The following is a 17,005-nucleotide window of genomic DNA, read 5'->3' on the forward strand; positions in this document are numbered from 1 at the left end:
TAGGAAATAAAATAATACATCCAATAAAACCCAATCTGTTCCAACGATTATTACCGCGACTATTCTTTTATTCTTTCTTCCTGTTCTTTAGTACTTTTTTACCGATAACATAAAAAGCGATCAGAAATAAAAAGGGAATGAAATACGATTTAGGTTCGCTATTGCCGTTTACGACCGAAAAAATACGGTTCCATCGTACTTTATGAATTCCACTGCCATCGGTATTCCAGCTGAACCAAATAAATACGGGTTTACCTACCACGTGATCAAAAGGCACATACCCCCAGAATCTTGCATCTAAAGAGTTTTGGCGGTTGTCTCCCATCATCCAGTAATAATCTTCTTTAAAAGTGTAGGTCGTGCTTGCTTTTCCATTGATTATAATTTGATCCCCATTAATTTTTAAAGTATTTTTTTCATATTCCTGTATAATTCTTTTATAAAAAGGAAGTGTCTTTAAATCTAACGGAATAGTGGCTCCTTTTTTAGGGATGTAAATCGGCCCAAAATTATCTATATTCCAGCCCAGAGAAGGAATATGAGGAAATACGTCTCCGTCTGTTCCTTTTGGCAATAGATATTTTTTGACGCTTTTTACGGTTGGATTATTGGCGATTAAAGCGGCTTCCTGATCTGTGAGTGTCAAAAAATATTGTCCTTTATCGGTTAAGGCAAAGTCTCCATTTTGATATTTTAAACCTTCTCTTGCCCCATACCGGTTTACCAGGGCATCCTGACTGATGGCTTCTCCTTTTGTATCTACGAAAAAGTTAAACTGAGGTTTTGCACTTTGCGGTAATTGGCTCAGTTTCCCGTTAATGTAAATATTTCCGTCCCTGATTTCCAGAGAATCTCCGGGTATGCCGACACATCTTTTTACCAGATTTGTTTTTTTATCGATAGGCTTGTAATAATTCCGGTCCGGTTTAAAATTATCCATATCGCGCAAGGTGTCTGCAGGCTGGTTAAACACTACAATTTCATTACGCTCAATTTTCTCTATGGCAGGAAATCTGAAATACGGCAGCTGAAACTTGTTTAAAAGGGAGGTTTCTTTTTTAGTAATATCATCGCTAAACAAATAAGATTTCACCCCTAAAAAAGGAATCGAATCATGCACCATAGGCAATGCAAGGGTAGTCATAGGAGTTCTCGGACCAAAATTAATTTTACTTACAAACAAAAAATCGCCAATCAATAATGTTTTTTCCAGTGACGAAGACGGAATCGTAAAGGGCTGTATTACGTACGTATGCACCAATGTCGCTACAATAACGGCAAATAAAAGAGAACTTATCGTATCTCCTGTTTTTGTCTGAGACTTTAGGTTTCTATTCTCAATATAAGTTAGTTTTTCAGAAGTATAATTTAAAAAAGTAATGTAGAAACCCAATGTCAGTACCACCGATATTGTATCCAAAGTAGTATTCTTTCCAAAACTTCTGATTGTCTCTACCCAGATAACCGGAATCATAATGAGATTGACAATGGGTATAAAAAGTAAAAAAGTCCACCATCGCGGACGATTTATAATTTTCATAAGAATTACCAAATTATAAATCGGTATAAATGCTTCTACAGGCTTTCTACCTGCTTTTACATAAAGTTTCCAGGTAGAGAGCCCGTGAACAATCTGCATGATTAAAATAAAAATGAGCCATTCTGATACATTCATATTTTTCTTTTTTGGTTATTAGTATAAAAATTTGAGTTCTGTGTATTTGAAATAATGACAGCGTAAAAATTACAGGATCTTCTATAAGTAGTTTTTTATCGAATATGTTACAAAATAAGTCAGGAGGATTTAATCCAAATCGCAAAATTAGCACTCTGCTTTCAAGATAAATCAGTTCAAAAAAACTTAGAATCTCAGAACCTTAGCTCCTCAGCACCTTAAAAAAGCCTTACGATTTTGTAAGATTTAACTTTTTAAGTGTAAGCAGAGAAATAAAGTGTTATCTACATTTATTTAAACTTTTAAAAGAAAAAAAATGATACAGTTAATACCTGATACGCCCAATAATATCGCAGCTTTTCGGGCAACCGGAGAAGTTACCAAAGAACATTTCCATGACATTATAATTCCGGAAGTAGATCGTGTGATCAAACAAATTAACCACATCAATTTCCTGTTGGTTTTAGATACTGAATTAGAAAATTTCACCACAGGCGCCTGGGTTCAGGATGCCATGCTTGGTCTGAAAAATATTGGAAAATGGAACAGGGCAGCAATCGTTACCGATTCTGATACGATCATTTCTTTTACGAATGGCTTCAGTTATATCATTCCGGGTGAATTTAAAGGTTTTAAAAAAGAACAATACGACGAAGCCATAACATGGGTTTCTGAAGAGACACTTTAAGATCTAACAGATGGTACACTCCTGTGATAAAAGAAAAATAGCAGTTTGGTTTATCACAACTTTCGTGATAAAAAGTAAAACTCAATTAAAAATATCACCAGTTCTGTGATAACACATACAATAAAATCTAAATTATCACAGCCCTGTTACGCTGTCTGGTGCGCATTGCATTTAATTGCTAGCATCAGTACTGCATCTTACAGCTAAACCAATTTTAAAATTAAAGATTATGAGAGCGATATGGACCGGTGCAATTAGTTTTGGGTTAATTAATATCCCTGTGAAATTATTTTCTGCCGTACAGGAAAGCACATTAGACATGGATATGCTGGATAAAAATGACCATTCGAATATTAAATTCAAAAGAGTCAATGAAACTACCGGAAAGGAAGTGGCATTCAGCAATATTGTAAAAGGGTACAAAATAAACGATAAATATGTGATTCTCGAAGAGGAAGATTTTGAAGCCGCCGATGCCGAAAAAACAAAAACAATAGACATTCTAAACTTTACCCTCGAAAAAGAAATTGACAGTTTATATTACGAGCAGCCTTATTATCTCGAGCCTGATAAAGGTGCCATGAAAGCATATGCCTTATTGCGTGATGCACTTGAAGCTTCAGGAAAGGTAGGCGTAACCAGTTTTGTCATGCGAAATAAAGAAGGTCTGGCTATTTTAAAACCTTTTAAAAATGTGATTGTGTTGAACAGAATTCGTTTTGAGCAGGAAATCAGAGACACGTCTGAATTGAAACTCCCGGCTGTTTCTAAAACAAAAGTTAAAGAAATGGATATGGCCAATAAACTGGTCGAACAGCTTACCGAAAAATTTGACATTTCGAGCTATAAAGATGAGTATACCGGTAAACTTCTGAAAATCATCAAGGACAAAGCCAAAGGCAAAAAACAGGCTGCCCCAAAACTAAAAGTCGTTCACAAACAAAATGACGACTTAATGGAAATGCTTAAAGCAAGTCTTGAAAACAAAAAGAAGAAAAGTTCCTAGTAACTTTTCTTCAGGATTGCTTTTATATCGGCCCCTTTTCCTAAAACCGGCTGCCAAAGATCACCTTTCTTTTCAAATCGTTTTAAGACATTTTTGATTGTAAATTGGGAAGGTGATAATTTTGCATTTACTTCACTCCATTCCAAAGGTGTAGAAACGGTTGCGCCCGGTTTTGGACGCACAGAATAAGGAGCTGCAAGAGTTTGTCCCTTTCGGTTTTGCAGGTAATCAAGATATATTTTATGATTTCTTTTTTTGATCGAACGTTCCAAACTCGTCGTTTCGGGTAGTCTGGAATGGACTTCATGTGCAATAAGTTCTGCAAATATTTTTACGGAATCATAGTCATATTTTGCTGCCATCGGAATATAGACATGAAGCCCGGAAGCACCGGAAGTTTTACAGTAACATTCGGTTTCAAATTCATCCATCACCTCTTTTACCATGAGTGCTGTTTTTACGACTTCTTTAAAGTCGTCCTTCTCCGGATCAATATCAATTACCACCCAATCCGCATTATCAATATGTTTGATCGTGGAGTTCCACGGATTAATGTCGATACAGCCCAGATTGGCCATGTAGAGCAAAGTTGCTTTGTCATTGCAAATCAGATAATCGATATCAGCATTCGTAGATTCCGAGAAAATCTTTTTTGTTTTCACCCAGGAGGGAATTTTATCATCATCGACATCTTTCTGATAAAAACCAGGTTGTTCGATTCCATTCGGGAAACGATACATGGATTCCGGACGGTCTTTTAGATAAGGTAAAATCAAATCGGCAACCTCATTGTAATAATTTACAATAGCTCCTTTGGTTATGCCGTCAGCCGGAAAATATATTTTATTCTGATTGGTTAAATGCAGGGTTGTTTTTCCTGCTTTTAAATCAAAATTATCTGTTCTCTTATCCTCTGATTTACTTTTTACTGTGGGTGTCTTTTCCATTTTTGCCTTCTTTTTAATGATCGTAACTTTATCCTTTCCGGAAAAAACAACTTCTTTAAGCTTTTTATCTATTCTAAGGCCCAGATATACAGGCTGCCGAAGATGATTATCCTGAGTCCACTCTGTAAATTTAACCTGACAGATAAATTTTGGTTTAATCCATTGAATGGCATCCCGAAGCGGTACTTTTTCTTCCAGAGGAGATTGATCAGTAAAATATGGGGTAAATTTAAGGTGTAGCTCTTTCAGGACTTCCTGTGTAAAACCGGTTCCGCATTTACCAATAAATTGTAATACGCCACTGTTGTATTGTCCCAGCAATAAAGCTCCAAAATAGGTACGTGAATTTTTAGGCTCTGTGATTCCGATGATAATGGCTTCTTCCTGTTGGGATAATTTTATTTTAAGCCAGTCTCCTGTTCTTTTCCCAATGTTATACAAACTGTCTGCTTTTTTAGCAATAATCCCTTCGCTTTCTTTTTTAGCAGCAACTTCCAGAAATGTGATCCCTTTTTCAGGAACATGTTCGGAATACAGAATATTCGAAAATTTAGATTTAGACACTAACATTTGCAGCAGCTCTTTTCGTTCCAGTAAAGTCAGATGGGTCGCATCATTTCCGTCCAGATTCAAAATATCAAAAACATAAAATTTCAATTTGCCTTTTCCTGTTTTTAAATAATTTTGAAGTAACTGAAAATCCGATCGTCCCGCTTCATTTTCAACCACTACTTCCCCATCAAGAATGGCTTCGTGGTTTATTTTTTTTAATTCGTCGGTTATCGGCTGAAATTTTTTAGTGAATGAAATCTGATTCCTGCTGAAAAGTTCTGTACGATCTTCTTTTATTAAAGCGAGCGTGCGATAGCCGTCAAATTTATTTTCGAAAATCCAATCCGGGTCATCAAAGGCTTTTTCGGTAAGACTGGCCAGCATTGGTTTTTTAAATGCAATAGCTTCTTTTTTCGTCTCTTTTTTTTCTTTCTCTTCAGTTACGGCTGACTTTACATCAGCTGTTTTTTTTTTAGCAGCCGCTTTTTCTTTGGCTGATTTCTTTTCTAAAGCATCGAGACTCACTTTGGAAATAACCGATTTATCTTTTTTAAGAATATCTTCGGTAGTGGCATATTTATCCTCTTTTTTAATCAGAAGCCAGGCATTTTCCTGTTTGCCTTTTAATTGTATTAATGAAAAATTTCCTTTCAGTTTTTTACCTTTTAAAGTAAAACTAAGATGTCCTTTTTTAAGATCTGCCCGCAATTTATCTTCGGCAGATCCCTTATAATCCGTATCAGCAGGAAGATAGGTTCCGTTATCCCAGACAATCACGTTTCCGGCGCCATAATTTCCTTCGGGAATAGACCCTTCGAAATCTTTATAGCTGTACGGGTGATCTTCTACCATCATCGCCAGGCGTTTTATTTCAGGATCTAACGATGGTCCTTTGGGAACCGCCCAGCTCTTCAGTACACCATCCATTTCCAGTCGAAAATCATAATGCAAATGAGAAGCGGCATGTTTTTGAATCACGAAAATCAATTGGTTTTCAGATCGTCCCACCTGACCTTTCGGTTCAGCTGTAGCGCTAAAATTTCTCTTTTGATTGTATTTTTGAAGTGACATACCTTTTATTTCGTTACTTAAATTTCCTTTTCATTAAAATAAATCTGCTTCCAAAAAACACTTTTAAGAAGAGAAAATGATTTCAATGATTAAATTTAAAAAACCTTTAGAGACAATTACTTACAGAATTATAAATGAATTTTATAACATTAAAAGCAAACCATTACTTTACTTACTGTTGACGATCACAATTTCATCTCTGGCAATTGCGTAAATTAAATCACCTTGTTCGGGTCTTATAATATGCTTGCCGGTAAATTCTCCAAAAGCAGGCAAAATCATCTGGTTTTCCTTCTGGAAAAAGCAGGGTAATTTTAAAGACTGTCCTCCCAAACCCCGTAAGGTAACGCCCGGGTGGATATGACCCGAAAAGTTAAACCAGCCTTTGTTTTCCTTCGGATGATGTGTTAACAAAAAGCCGTCAATTTCAAGAAACTGCAGTACCTCTATATCAATATCAGTGTAATGTTTTTTATTAATAATATCGTGATTTCCGGCAATAAGAGTAATTTCGCTGACACAGCACGAAACCCATTCTTCGAATAAATCCCATTCCTGATTTTTGGAGCTGTGGAATAAATCACCCAGAAAAATGACTTTTTCGGGACTGAAAAATGCGGCTACCGCTGTCAGTCTGGTGAAATTTTCTAAAATCGCATTATTGGGAATGGCAACACCGTGTTTCCTGAAATGTGATACTTTGCCCAAATGCACATCAGAAATCAGAAGCCAGTTTTTGTCTTCCCAAAATAAAGCACCGCTCGAATGTAAAACGAAGGTCTGATTTTGTATTGTTATCCTCATAATTATTTCATGTAAGAAGCGGTCATTTTTTTTATTCGTTCTGCTAATGTTTCGCTCGAAAGCTTTTCCCGTAATCTGTCGGTTATTAACGGAAAACTAAATGGTGTGGGTTTGGCGCAGGATTTCCATACTATTTCCTGATTTTGAATTCGCTCCAGAGCCATGATCAGACGGCCTTCTTCCAATTGGTGCTCAAAGGTTTCCCGATAGGCCTGCTGAAACAGTAAATTATCAGGTTCGTAATCCCGAAAGACTTCAAACAGTAACTGGGAACCGCTCTGCAAATGTTTTGTTTTGACCATTTTTCCGGGAAAACCCGTAAAAACCAGTCCCGCAATGACGGCAATATCCCTGAACTTTCTTCTGGCCATTTCGGTGGCATTCAGGCTTTTTTGTAAATCCTCATGCACGTAGGCTGTCGAAAATAAATTATTGTCCAGAACTTCCTGCATATTGATTTCCTGATCCGAAAGCAATTCAAATCCATAATCATTGTACGCCAGTGAGAAACTAATGGATACCAGCAAACTAATTCTGTAGGCCAGCAAACTTGCCAGGGCTTCGTGTACAAAGCGCCCCTCAAACGGATAAAAAACAGCGTGATATCCATCTCTTGTCTTAAAGGTTTCAATTAAAAACTCATCCGCATTTGGTACAATCGATTCCTTTCGCTGCCTCGTAAACAAAGGCTGAAGGGCTTTAAATTCCGGTGACAGGTTATCGGTATTCGCGCGGTATAATTCCTGACGCAGCAATTCACTCATTTGTGCCGAAAGCGCCATACGCCCTCCCATCCAGCTTACCACTTTGGATATTTTTTTCGGATCTGCTTTTCGCACCAGCACCTGCATGTTTCTGATCTTAAATAATTCGAGTCGTTTACCGGCAAAAATAAAAGTGTCCCCCGGTTTTAATTTGGTGATAAACCATTCTTCAATCGTTCCGATATAACCGCCGCTCATGTATTTCACATTCAAAACCGAATCGCCAATGATGGTTCCAATCTGCATTCTGTGGTGCATGGCGATCAGGCGGCTGTTGATTTTAAAACGGCCGTCTTCCTCAACTTCCACTTTTTTATATTCGTCATACGCCTGCAAACTCTGGCTTCCGTTTGAAATAAAATTCAGAATCCAGTTCCAGTGCTCTTCGGTCATGGCCTGGTAACAGAATGTTCCTTTCACTTCTTCGTAAATTTCGTCCGGGAAAAATCCATCTGAAACAGCTAATGTGTTTAAATATTGCACCAAAACATCCCAACTGTTTAGATAAGGAACCCGGTCTTCGATGACATTCTCTTCGACTGCTTTTTTTAAGGCTGAAGCTTCTATTAACTCAATGGCATGTGTCGCCAGAAAGTAAATGACACTTTCTTTTCCGGGCTGGTGTCCACTGCGTCCTGCTCTTTGTAAAAAACGGGCAACGCCTTTCGGTCCTCCCACCTGAATAATCGTTTCTACAGGCGCAAAATCAACCCCCAAATCCAGGCTTGAGGTACAAACAACGACTTTTAATTCTTCATTTCGAATCGCGTCCTCGACCCAAAGGCGGGTTTCGCGGCTTATACTGCCGTGATGCATGGCCATTTCTCCGGCAAACTCGGGATATTTTTCGAGTAAACGCTGAAACCAGATTTCACAGGCCGAACGCACATTGGTAAAAATGAGTGTTGTTTTACTGGCTTTGATAATTTTCGCGACCTCATCAATTAAATGTAAACCCATGTGTCCGCGCCAGGGATAGGTTTCCATTTTGTCGGGAATAATCGAAATGACTTTTATTTTTTTGTGAATGACGGCTTTGATCAAAACCGAATTGTGATACGCTTCAGAATCGACTCCGAGTAAGACTTCCTGCGCCTGCTGCAAATTGCCAATCGTCGCAGAAATTCCCCAAATACGCAGATTGGGTGCTATTTTTTTTAATCGGGACAAAGCCAATTCGGTCTGTACACCGCGTTTGGTACCCAGTAATTCGTGCCATTCATCAATTACAATCGCTTCACAATTGCCGAAAATTTTGTCGTAGCCTTTCGTTGCCAGCAATAGTTGCAGGCTCTCCGGCGTAGTGATCAGTAAATCGGGCATTTTTCCTTTTTGTTTCGCCCTCTCACTTGCCGATGTATCCCCGGAACGGATTCCAACTGTCATTTTGGTTTCGAGATCCATTACAACACGTTCGGCAGCCTGTTTAATTTCTACCGAAAGGGATCGTAGCGGCGTAATCCAGATGGCTTTGAGTCCCGGTGTATGTTTCGTTTTATAATTTGGATTTTTCTTAATGTAGTTTAAAACAATCGGCAGCCAGAGTGCATAGGTTTTTCCACTTCCTGTCGGGGCATTCAGAAGACCATTTTTACCCTGCAAAAAAGCCGTCCAGGTTTGCGTCTGAAACGGAAAGGGTTTCCATCCCTGTTGATGAAACCAATCATTCGCCACTGTAAAAAGCTGTTCTCTGTTCATTTTATTTTAACGCTATACAATCATACTCTTTAAATCTTCAATCGAATTGGCATCCTCTATTTTTTTATCGTGACGCCATCTCAGAATTCTCGGAAACCGTGTTGCGATACCACTTTTGTGTCTTTTTGAAAGCGCAATTCCTTCAAAACCAATTTCGAAAACCAATTGCGGTGTCACGCTTCGCACAGGGCCAAATCGCTCCAGTGTATTTTTCTTGATCCAGTCATCCACCATTCTGAATTCCGCATCGGTTAAACCGGAATAGGCTTTGGCGAAAGTGACTAATTCGCGTTCGTTATTTTCATTCTGCTGCCATAAGGCAAACGTATAATCGGTAAACAGATTCGAGCGTCGCCCGTGTCCGCGCATGGCGTAGGTAAGCACGGCATCAATCACTAATGGTTCTATTTTCCATTTCCACCAGTCCCCTTTTTTTCGTCCTACCAGATAAGGTGAGTCCTTTCGTTTCAGCATCAGTCCCTCGCTTTTCATTTCACGGGACCGTATTCTCTCTGCTGTCAGTTCCTCCCAGTTTGAAAATTTTACCCTTTCGGAAAGCTGTAACGGAATTTCATGATGTTTAATTTCTTCATACAATTGTTCTAATAGTATACGACGTTCTTCAAAAGAAAGATTTCTAATGTCTTCGCCCTTCCATTCCAGAAGATCGTAGGCTTTTATAATGACCGGAGCTTTTTTCAGGATGGCAGCCGAAACCGTTTTCCGTCCAATTCTGGTCTGAAGATCATTAAATGTGCCTATTTCGTTGTTTATATAAGGAAGGATTTCACCGTCGATGACTGTTCCATCCGGAATCACTCCGATGAAAGAGGCAAATTCGGGATATTTATCGGTCACCAATTCCTCGCCGCGGCTCCAGACATAAATTTCGTTTTCACGGATAATCGTCTGGGAACGAATGCCGTCCCATTTATGTTCGGCGCTCCAGTCTTCCGCATTTCCAAGGCTAGAAGGTTCCCCTTCCACAGGATACGCCAGATAAAACGGATAGGGTTTCGATAAATAGTCGCTGCTTTTTTCGTCCAGGATCAATTCCTGAAACGTGACTTTATCAGGGTTCCAGTCGCCCATTAATTTATAAGCCAAAGCATCTTCATCAATATTTTCGGCTTTGGAAAGTGCCCTTGTCATCAACTTCTGACTCACACCAATCCTGAAACTTCCTGTAATGAGTTTGGTAAAAACAAAACGCTCATAATAATTTAAAGCCAGCCAGTTGGTTTGGAGATACTCTTTTTTCTCTGTATCGGTTTTCTTTTTTAACGCTATGATTTCCTGTAAAAATTCGGTCAGGCTTCTGTCGGAATGTTCTTTTGTGGTCGGAATCACCAGTGCGATTGTTTCGGCAAGATCACCTACAATATGGTAACTTTCCTCAAAAAGCCAAAGCGGAATACCGGCGAGTTCATTGGCCCATAATCGCAATAAAGTCGTATTGACGGGCCTTGGCGGACGGCGGTGCGAAAGAATGGCAATAGTCCAGACTTTATCTTCATCACTGGCATTGCGGAAGTAATTCGTTAAAGCATCTACTTTTACCGAAGTTTTATTAGAACTGTCCAGTGTTTTTATAAGTTCGGCAAAGTTTTTCATTTTCGTAACGTTAAAAGTTATTTGTTAGAAGTCAGATGTTAGATGAGATGAAAGAATATAGAATATAGAGAAAAGAGCATAGACAGCAGAAACAAGATTGGTGGATAATTTATAATCTTACACTACTCTATATTATTTTGTCTACTTCTTATTCTTTACTCTAAATTCTTTGATTTTTCCTATACTCTTCTCTATATATTTTCTTCTCTATATTCTATACTCTATACTCTTTTCTCTTTTCTCTATACTCTTTTCTCGATATTCTCTTCCTCATCTTCTTTTTTAACCTCCATTTCCCCCGATTCTCCTTCGTATTGTGTATGGGCAGTTCGGGCGTCATAGCCTAACTCCTGAAGGTACTTGGAAAAAATATCCGAATAGCCATGGGTTGAAATTATTTTTTCGGCACCGGTTGCTTTTATACTTTCGAGTAAACCCGTCCAGTCGCAATGATCGCTCAGTACAAATCCGCGATCTACCGCACGGCGGCGTCTTGCCCCGCGAAAAGCCATCCAGCCACTGGCAGATCCGGTCACAAAAGGTGTCATTTTCCTGATCCAGGTACTTCCGTGTGCACTTGGCGGAGCAAGCACCATGCTGCCTAATAAATCTTCTTTTTTAACTTCTGAAGTTATTCGGGTGGTGGGTGGAAAATCGACCAGCGGTCGTAAGACGTTTGTCATATTTTCGATAGCGCCATGGGTATATATTTTACCGATATCGGTATCCAGGTATTTTAATAATCGCTGTGCTTTTCCTAACGAATAGCCAAAAAGCACAGAGGTTTTTCCTTCGGCACGATTTTCCGCCCACCAATTGTTGATGTCCGTCATGACCTCGGCTTGCGGTGTCCATTTGAAAGCCGGTAATCCGAAAGTACATTCAGTGATGAAAGAATGACATTTTACCACTTCATACGGTACCGAAATTCCGTCGTCTTCGGTTTTATAATCCCCTGTAAAAACCCAGATTTCGCCTTTGTATTCTACCCTGATTTGAGCAGATCCGATAATATGTCCGGCAGGATGAAGTGAAAATGTCACACCGTTTATGGTAAACGTTTCCTTCCAGTCCTTTCCTGTCACATTGATATCGCCCAGACGGTGCTTTATAATCGGTACATTGGTGTGATGTGTGATATAATTTTTATGCCCCCAGCGCGAATGATCCGCATGACCATGGGTAATGATGGCATTGGTTACCGGACGCCACGGATCCAGATAGACATCGGCCTGCTGGCAGTATATTCCTTTATCGTTAAATGCTAGTAATGGAGGATTCATCTTTTAATTTTCAGAATCTTAAAATTAGTGAATTTGATTTTATAATTTTTTATACGATTCAGTATTGTTATTACAAAACTTCAATAATTGGTATTTTAAAAATGAATCCTAAAATAATGAATATTAGCATTATTTTTAAGCCATAAAAAAGCAGCCCGAAGGCTGCTTTTCCAAGTAGGTCAAAAGAACGGCAAATTATTTTTTAATGATCTTTCTGGTAGTTGTTATTCCGCTTTCGGAAGTAAACTGCACAATGTAGATTCCTGGGATTTGTTTGGCAATATTTACATGAAATTCTTTTTGCTTATTGTTTTTTTCTTCAAAAACAACTCCGCTGTACATATTGATTATTTTTAAAGTTCCCTTTTGGTCACTGTTTACATTTATAGTAAAGATACCATCAGTAGGATTGGGATAAATGGTAATAACACCTGAATCAGCTGCTTCTTTAAGAACTATTTCATTTGATTCGTTTTTAGGCTTCTCTGCTTTTATCAGGGCAAAACGTTCCCCTCCTTCAAGCTCACCTTTTTGAGCATCTTCCTGAACAAGGTCTAACGTAATTTGCTGATCGGCAGGAAAATCTTTTGCTACTCTAAAATCGAATGTTATGGCGAACGTTTCCCCGAGACCGATTGGTAAATTAGCAATGGATTCTTCTCTGGAAGTGATGAGGATTTTATTTTTATCTATAATTTTTACACCTTTCAGACTTCCGTTGGATTGTGCTCTTTCGAATAGGCGTTCGTCCAGAGTGGCTTCAATTGTACCTCCTAATTCAAAGAAATTATTTTTAAGTTCTTCATTAAATCCTTTATCCACAAATTTTATATTGATTAATTTGGATTTAATTCCTCTTATAAATACTGCTGTAGGCGCCACAAAATCTGTTGTATTTAAATTATAAACACTCAGGTTTTTCCATGCGATATTGTTGTTGTTTTTGGCATTGGCACCGATATTTATATTATTTACTTCATTGGCCATAGGGTCTCGCGGTGATTCTATTCGGGCCGTTAAACAAAAATGATGTATGTCAGTTGTAAAATCGGCGGGATTTGGCGGATACCATGGTACCATCACAATTGTACTGCCACCCGGCACTATAGACGGAATGCTTACTTCTCCGATTTCGTCACCATGTTTTACAGTGCCTATATTGAAATTCACAAAATTAGTCGGCCAGGTTAATCCGGAGGAAGCTTTGGCAAAATAGAGTTTTACTTTTGCTGATGAACTCGGATTTGTTCCTTTATTGTACACTCTTATGTATACCGCATTAGGCGAACTTGTTTTATACTCCGGATTCTCATGTGTTAGTCCGGCGTCTATATTTTGCCTTACCCAAATGTCATCACTGATCCACATAGGGCCTGAATCGGGGTTTGGCTCTACTCCAGTATCAAACGGTCTGTCTTTAATGTATAAATCAGCAACAGGCACTGTGATACCGGTCACGATTACAGAATATTTCTGACTGCCGTTTACCAAAGTACCTTTATGGCTGATCGTTACTGTATAATTGCCTGCTGCTCCTGTAATCGCAATGCGTTCGAAAGGATCTCTGGTATTATCGCCTAATCCGTTTACTGTAGCCGATAGCAGTCTGTACGGTAAAGCTGTACCTGCTGAATTTGTCACTCTTATATCTAAATCATTTACAAGTCTGGCGGTATTTACATTTACAATACTTCCTAAATTGGCTGTTCCGGCAGGATCTGTCCAGGATATAGAAGCAATTAAAGGGTTTACACCATCAGAGGTTACAGGAAAACTATAAGAACTACCGTTTGGCAGGGTATGTTCCTGAATAATAGCAAAAGTTCCGTTTTTTGTAATCGTTTCCGCGGCAAATTTGGCATTGAGTAATCCCCAGCCAAATTTAGCATCAGGACCAGCAACTCCGGCATCATCTGCAGTGTGTAATGCCAATCCTTTTAATGTTGCGGCACGCATAAAATTGCCTTTCAGGTTTTTATAATGCTGCTGCAATAAAAGTAAAGTTCCGGTAACATTTGGAGACGCCATAGAGGTTCCCGTTGCATTACCATAACTGCTGTTAGTAAGAGGTGTTGGCGTAGCGGTAAGTGTAGCTGTAGAATACACAGCGGTTCCGTTTCCGGTAAGATCCGGTTTTATCCTTAAATCATCTGTAGGTCCCTGACTGCTTGAAGTGTTGATTGTTACACTTGTTAAGGCTCCTGTAGTGGCATTAATGACCGCATCGTTGGCATTGGCAATAACCAGATTGTTTTTACTGGTAGCCGCCCCGGTAAGTTTGTCATAACCTACGCTGCCTCCAAGCGGACTTGGATTGGAGGTATTATCCAGCCCGTCATTTCCTGCGGCTTTCACCATCAAGTAATAAGGGGCATTAAACATAACGTTGTCCCACTGCCTTGCAATGGTCTGGTAAGCACCAAACTGCCAGGGATCAATCAGAACATTGCCCAGTCCATCTACTGTTAGCCATCCATAAGAATGATTGGACAACAACATTCCGCTTGTATTAGCGGCTACAGTAGCTTCACCTAAATCGCTATTCCACTCATTGGTTCTTGCATTTGCCTGAGTGGCCATTCCTTTTGCTGCTGCTACAGAACCTGCTGCCACAATAGTTCCGGTAACGTGATTTGCATGCTGGCTGTTATTATTGGTTGTCAGAAGAGTCACACCATCCAGAATAGAGACTCTTCCACCAAACTCATTATGGGTCGGAAGTGTAGCTCCTCCATCCCATACATAAGCGGTCATAGATTGTCCATTAAGGTTCAGCCCTAATCCGCCGCCTGAATTTAAAAAATTTGCTCTGGTAGATTTGGCCGCATTTACATTATCAGGAGTAAAATAAACTGGTTTTTTTCCGTCTGGCGTAACATCCATTAGTTCGCTTACAGTCCCGTCTTTATTAATAATAGTAACACTCCATCCGTTCGTTTTAGCTAAAGCGATGGCTCTTTCTTTTTTCTCGGCGGCTTCGGACTTGTATTGTGCACTCAGCGTTTCCAGTTCTGAAACATTACTTTGGGACCTGATTGTTTCAATATCATTTTGAGTCTGCGAATAGGTTATTCCGCATACACAAAGGAAAATAATTTTGTATACGTTTTTCATGTGATTTACTTTTAATGGTTTGTATTTTAAAATTTTAAAATCTTATAAAAAAATAAGGAGGACTTCTGATTGCAAACATTCCAAAAAACGGAATGCCTGCTTTTGTTCGAATTTTCATAATTCTGGTTTTTAAAGGGTTACTAAAATTTTATGATTGTAAAGCGCTATTTTTTTTAAAAAATTTTGTTAAATTTTATTTACAAAAAGCGATATTGTTTGTAAGATTAATTCTAGCTATGCTAAAATTCGTAAAAGGAGATGAGTCAAAATAGCGTATAAATACCTGATTTAAAACACATTATGCATTTTAGAAGAAAATTCTTAATTTTAACGTAATCGCTTCATAATTATTAATAAATTGATCAAAACTGAAGATGAATTCAAATAATTAATTGATTTTTTGAAAGCTTGAATAAAAGAAATGCTGTGCAGATTATCTTACCGGATTAGATAATTCGTCTTGAACCGTTAATTGATTCAGAATTTTATTTAAAAATGACCGCTAAAATTTTAGATTTTATGAAAAAATTGAATCAATACCTTTTGGGACAGGGATTTCTGCTTATTAGAAAGTGTTCTATAAACAGTTATTATAGTACATAGCAAAGATTTCGCTTAACTGTTACGTGGACTACAAAATACCGAATGGAGAACCGCTATTAAATTCTTTGTGTGCAATACCCGTACTAGACTTTTCATTTATGACTGTTGCAGAAAAGCTAAACTTTTGCGCAAAAAAAATTAGCAACAGTATAGAAATTTAATTTCGATACCATCAGAGAGCTAATGGATCACGTCGTTCCGGACTTTACCTCTCCGTTACAAAAACATAACATCAGAAAAAAACTACTTAATTTTAGTTTCAATGGAATTTAAACGAATTTATGGCATATAATGCTGTAATTTACAATTTGATCTTTAGAATATTAACTTAAAATCATAATAACTTGCAGAAAAAAAATAAAGAAGATTTGTTTTAATTGTACGGTTTATCCGTAATATTTAGTTAGATTTGCTACAAATAATTAAATATATATGATTTTTAGCATTTTGATAGTCGACGATCACCCCATGACCGTTGACAGTTATATTAACCTACTATCTGAAAATAATTATCAAAACAAAACACCTGATTTTATAAAGAGCTACAATTGTGAAGATGCCTACAATAAAATAAATTTCTATCTGAAGCAGGATATAACTATAGATTTTGCTTTACTGGATATTAATCTGCCTTCTTACAAAAAGGCAAATATCAATAATGGTACTGATCTGGCTCTATTACTCCGGCAAAGATTTCCCAACTGTAAGATCGTACTTCTTACAATGCACAGTGAGCCTTTGACAGTAGATAAAATAATCAAGAGCTTAAAACCGGAAGGATTTATAGCGAAGAGTGATATCAATTTTGAGTTATTTCCAGTTATCTGCAAAAAAATTATGGAAGGAGAAATATTCCGGAGTCCCACCATAATTGAATCGCAAAGAGAATTATTTAAAAAGAATATAAACTGGGATAACCACGATAATCACATTTTGATTTTAATTTCCGAAGGTGTTAAAACAGTAAATCTTCCCGATTATATTCCGCTCTCCATGAGTGCCATCGAAAAAAGAAAAGCAAGCATAAAAGACCAGCTTTTACAAGGAAAAGGAAGTGATAAAGATTTAATTGAAAAAGCAAAAAAATTAGGATTATTATAGATTAAAAACTACTCTCTTACACTTCATAAAATTACTAAAGGCAAGATATTGCTTCAAATACAGAAATGCCCCGATCTGTGTGCTC

10 protein-coding genes are annotated in these 17,005 nt (G+C 38.1%); 3 read left to right on the plus strand and 7 right to left on the minus strand.

Features of this window, described 5'->3' with window-relative positions:
• Window positions 1-67: 67 nt before the first annotated feature.
• Window positions 68-1,675 carry a signal peptidase I gene (gene lepB, locus GJU43_RS18250; protein ID WP_154342659.1) on the minus strand — a complete coding sequence of 536 codons (1,608 nt, stop codon included), beginning with the start codon at window positions 1,673-1,675 and terminating at the stop codon, window positions 68-70.
• A gap of 316 nt (window positions 1,676-1,991) precedes the next feature.
• On the opposite strand from lepB, the gene GJU43_RS18255 reads away from it, so the two are divergent.
• Entirely contained in the window at window positions 1,992-2,363 is a 372-nt protein-coding gene (locus GJU43_RS18255) for an STAS/SEC14 domain-containing protein (protein WP_154342661.1), read from the plus strand.
• A gap of 229 nt (window positions 2,364-2,592) precedes the next feature.
• Window positions 2,593-3,369 (plus strand): Ku protein, encoded by a 777-nt coding sequence (locus tag GJU43_RS18260; RefSeq protein ID WP_154342663.1) that lies wholly within the window; start codon window positions 2,593-2,595, stop codon window positions 3,367-3,369.
• Here GJU43_RS18260 and ligD read toward each other — a convergent pair.
• The 6 genes from ligD to GJU43_RS18290 form a co-directional block, all read right to left on the minus strand.
• Window positions 3,366-5,939: a DNA ligase D gene (gene ligD / locus GJU43_RS18265; protein ID WP_154342665.1), complete on the minus strand. Its 2,574-nt coding sequence runs from the start codon at window positions 5,937-5,939 to the stop codon at window positions 3,366-3,368. The genes GJU43_RS18260 and ligD overlap by 4 nt on opposite strands.
• 168 nt (window positions 5,940-6,107) lie before the next feature.
• Window positions 6,108-6,743, minus strand: coding sequence for a ligase-associated DNA damage response endonuclease PdeM (gene pdeM, locus GJU43_RS18270; protein WP_154342667.1), 636 nt, complete (start codon window positions 6,741-6,743; stop codon window positions 6,108-6,110).
• Between the two features lie 2 nt (window positions 6,744-6,745).
• Window positions 6,746-9,205, minus strand: a complete 2,460-nt coding sequence (locus GJU43_RS18275) for a ligase-associated DNA damage response DEXH box helicase (protein WP_154342669.1) — start codon at window positions 9,203-9,205, stop codon at window positions 6,746-6,748.
• Between the two features lie 12 nt (window positions 9,206-9,217).
• On the minus strand, window positions 9,218-10,819 hold the full coding sequence (locus GJU43_RS18280) for an ATP-dependent DNA ligase (protein WP_154342671.1): 1,602 nt from the start codon (window positions 10,817-10,819) through the stop codon (window positions 9,218-9,220).
• Window positions 10,820-11,061: 242 nt separating this feature from the next.
• A complete protein-coding gene (locus GJU43_RS18285; protein ID WP_154342673.1) occupies window positions 11,062-12,102 on the minus strand; it encodes a ligase-associated DNA damage response exonuclease in 1,041 nt (346 codons plus the stop codon).
• Window positions 12,103-12,297: 195 nt separating this feature from the next.
• Complete coding sequence (locus tag GJU43_RS18290) at window positions 12,298-15,216, minus strand: S8 family serine peptidase (RefSeq protein ID WP_154342675.1); 2,919 nt, start codon at window positions 15,214-15,216, stop codon at window positions 12,298-12,300.
• A 1,035-nt stretch (window positions 15,217-16,251) separates the two neighbouring features.
• On the opposite strand from GJU43_RS18290, the gene GJU43_RS18295 reads away from it, so the two are divergent.
• A complete protein-coding gene (locus GJU43_RS18295) occupies window positions 16,252-16,920 on the plus strand; it encodes a response regulator (protein WP_154342677.1) in 669 nt (222 codons plus the stop codon).
• The last annotated feature ends 85 nt before the right edge of the window (window positions 16,921-17,005 follow it).

Source organism: Flavobacterium sp. LC2016-23 (assembly GCF_009674775.1).
Taxonomy (GTDB): Bacteria; Bacteroidota; Bacteroidia; order Flavobacteriales; family Flavobacteriaceae; genus Flavobacterium.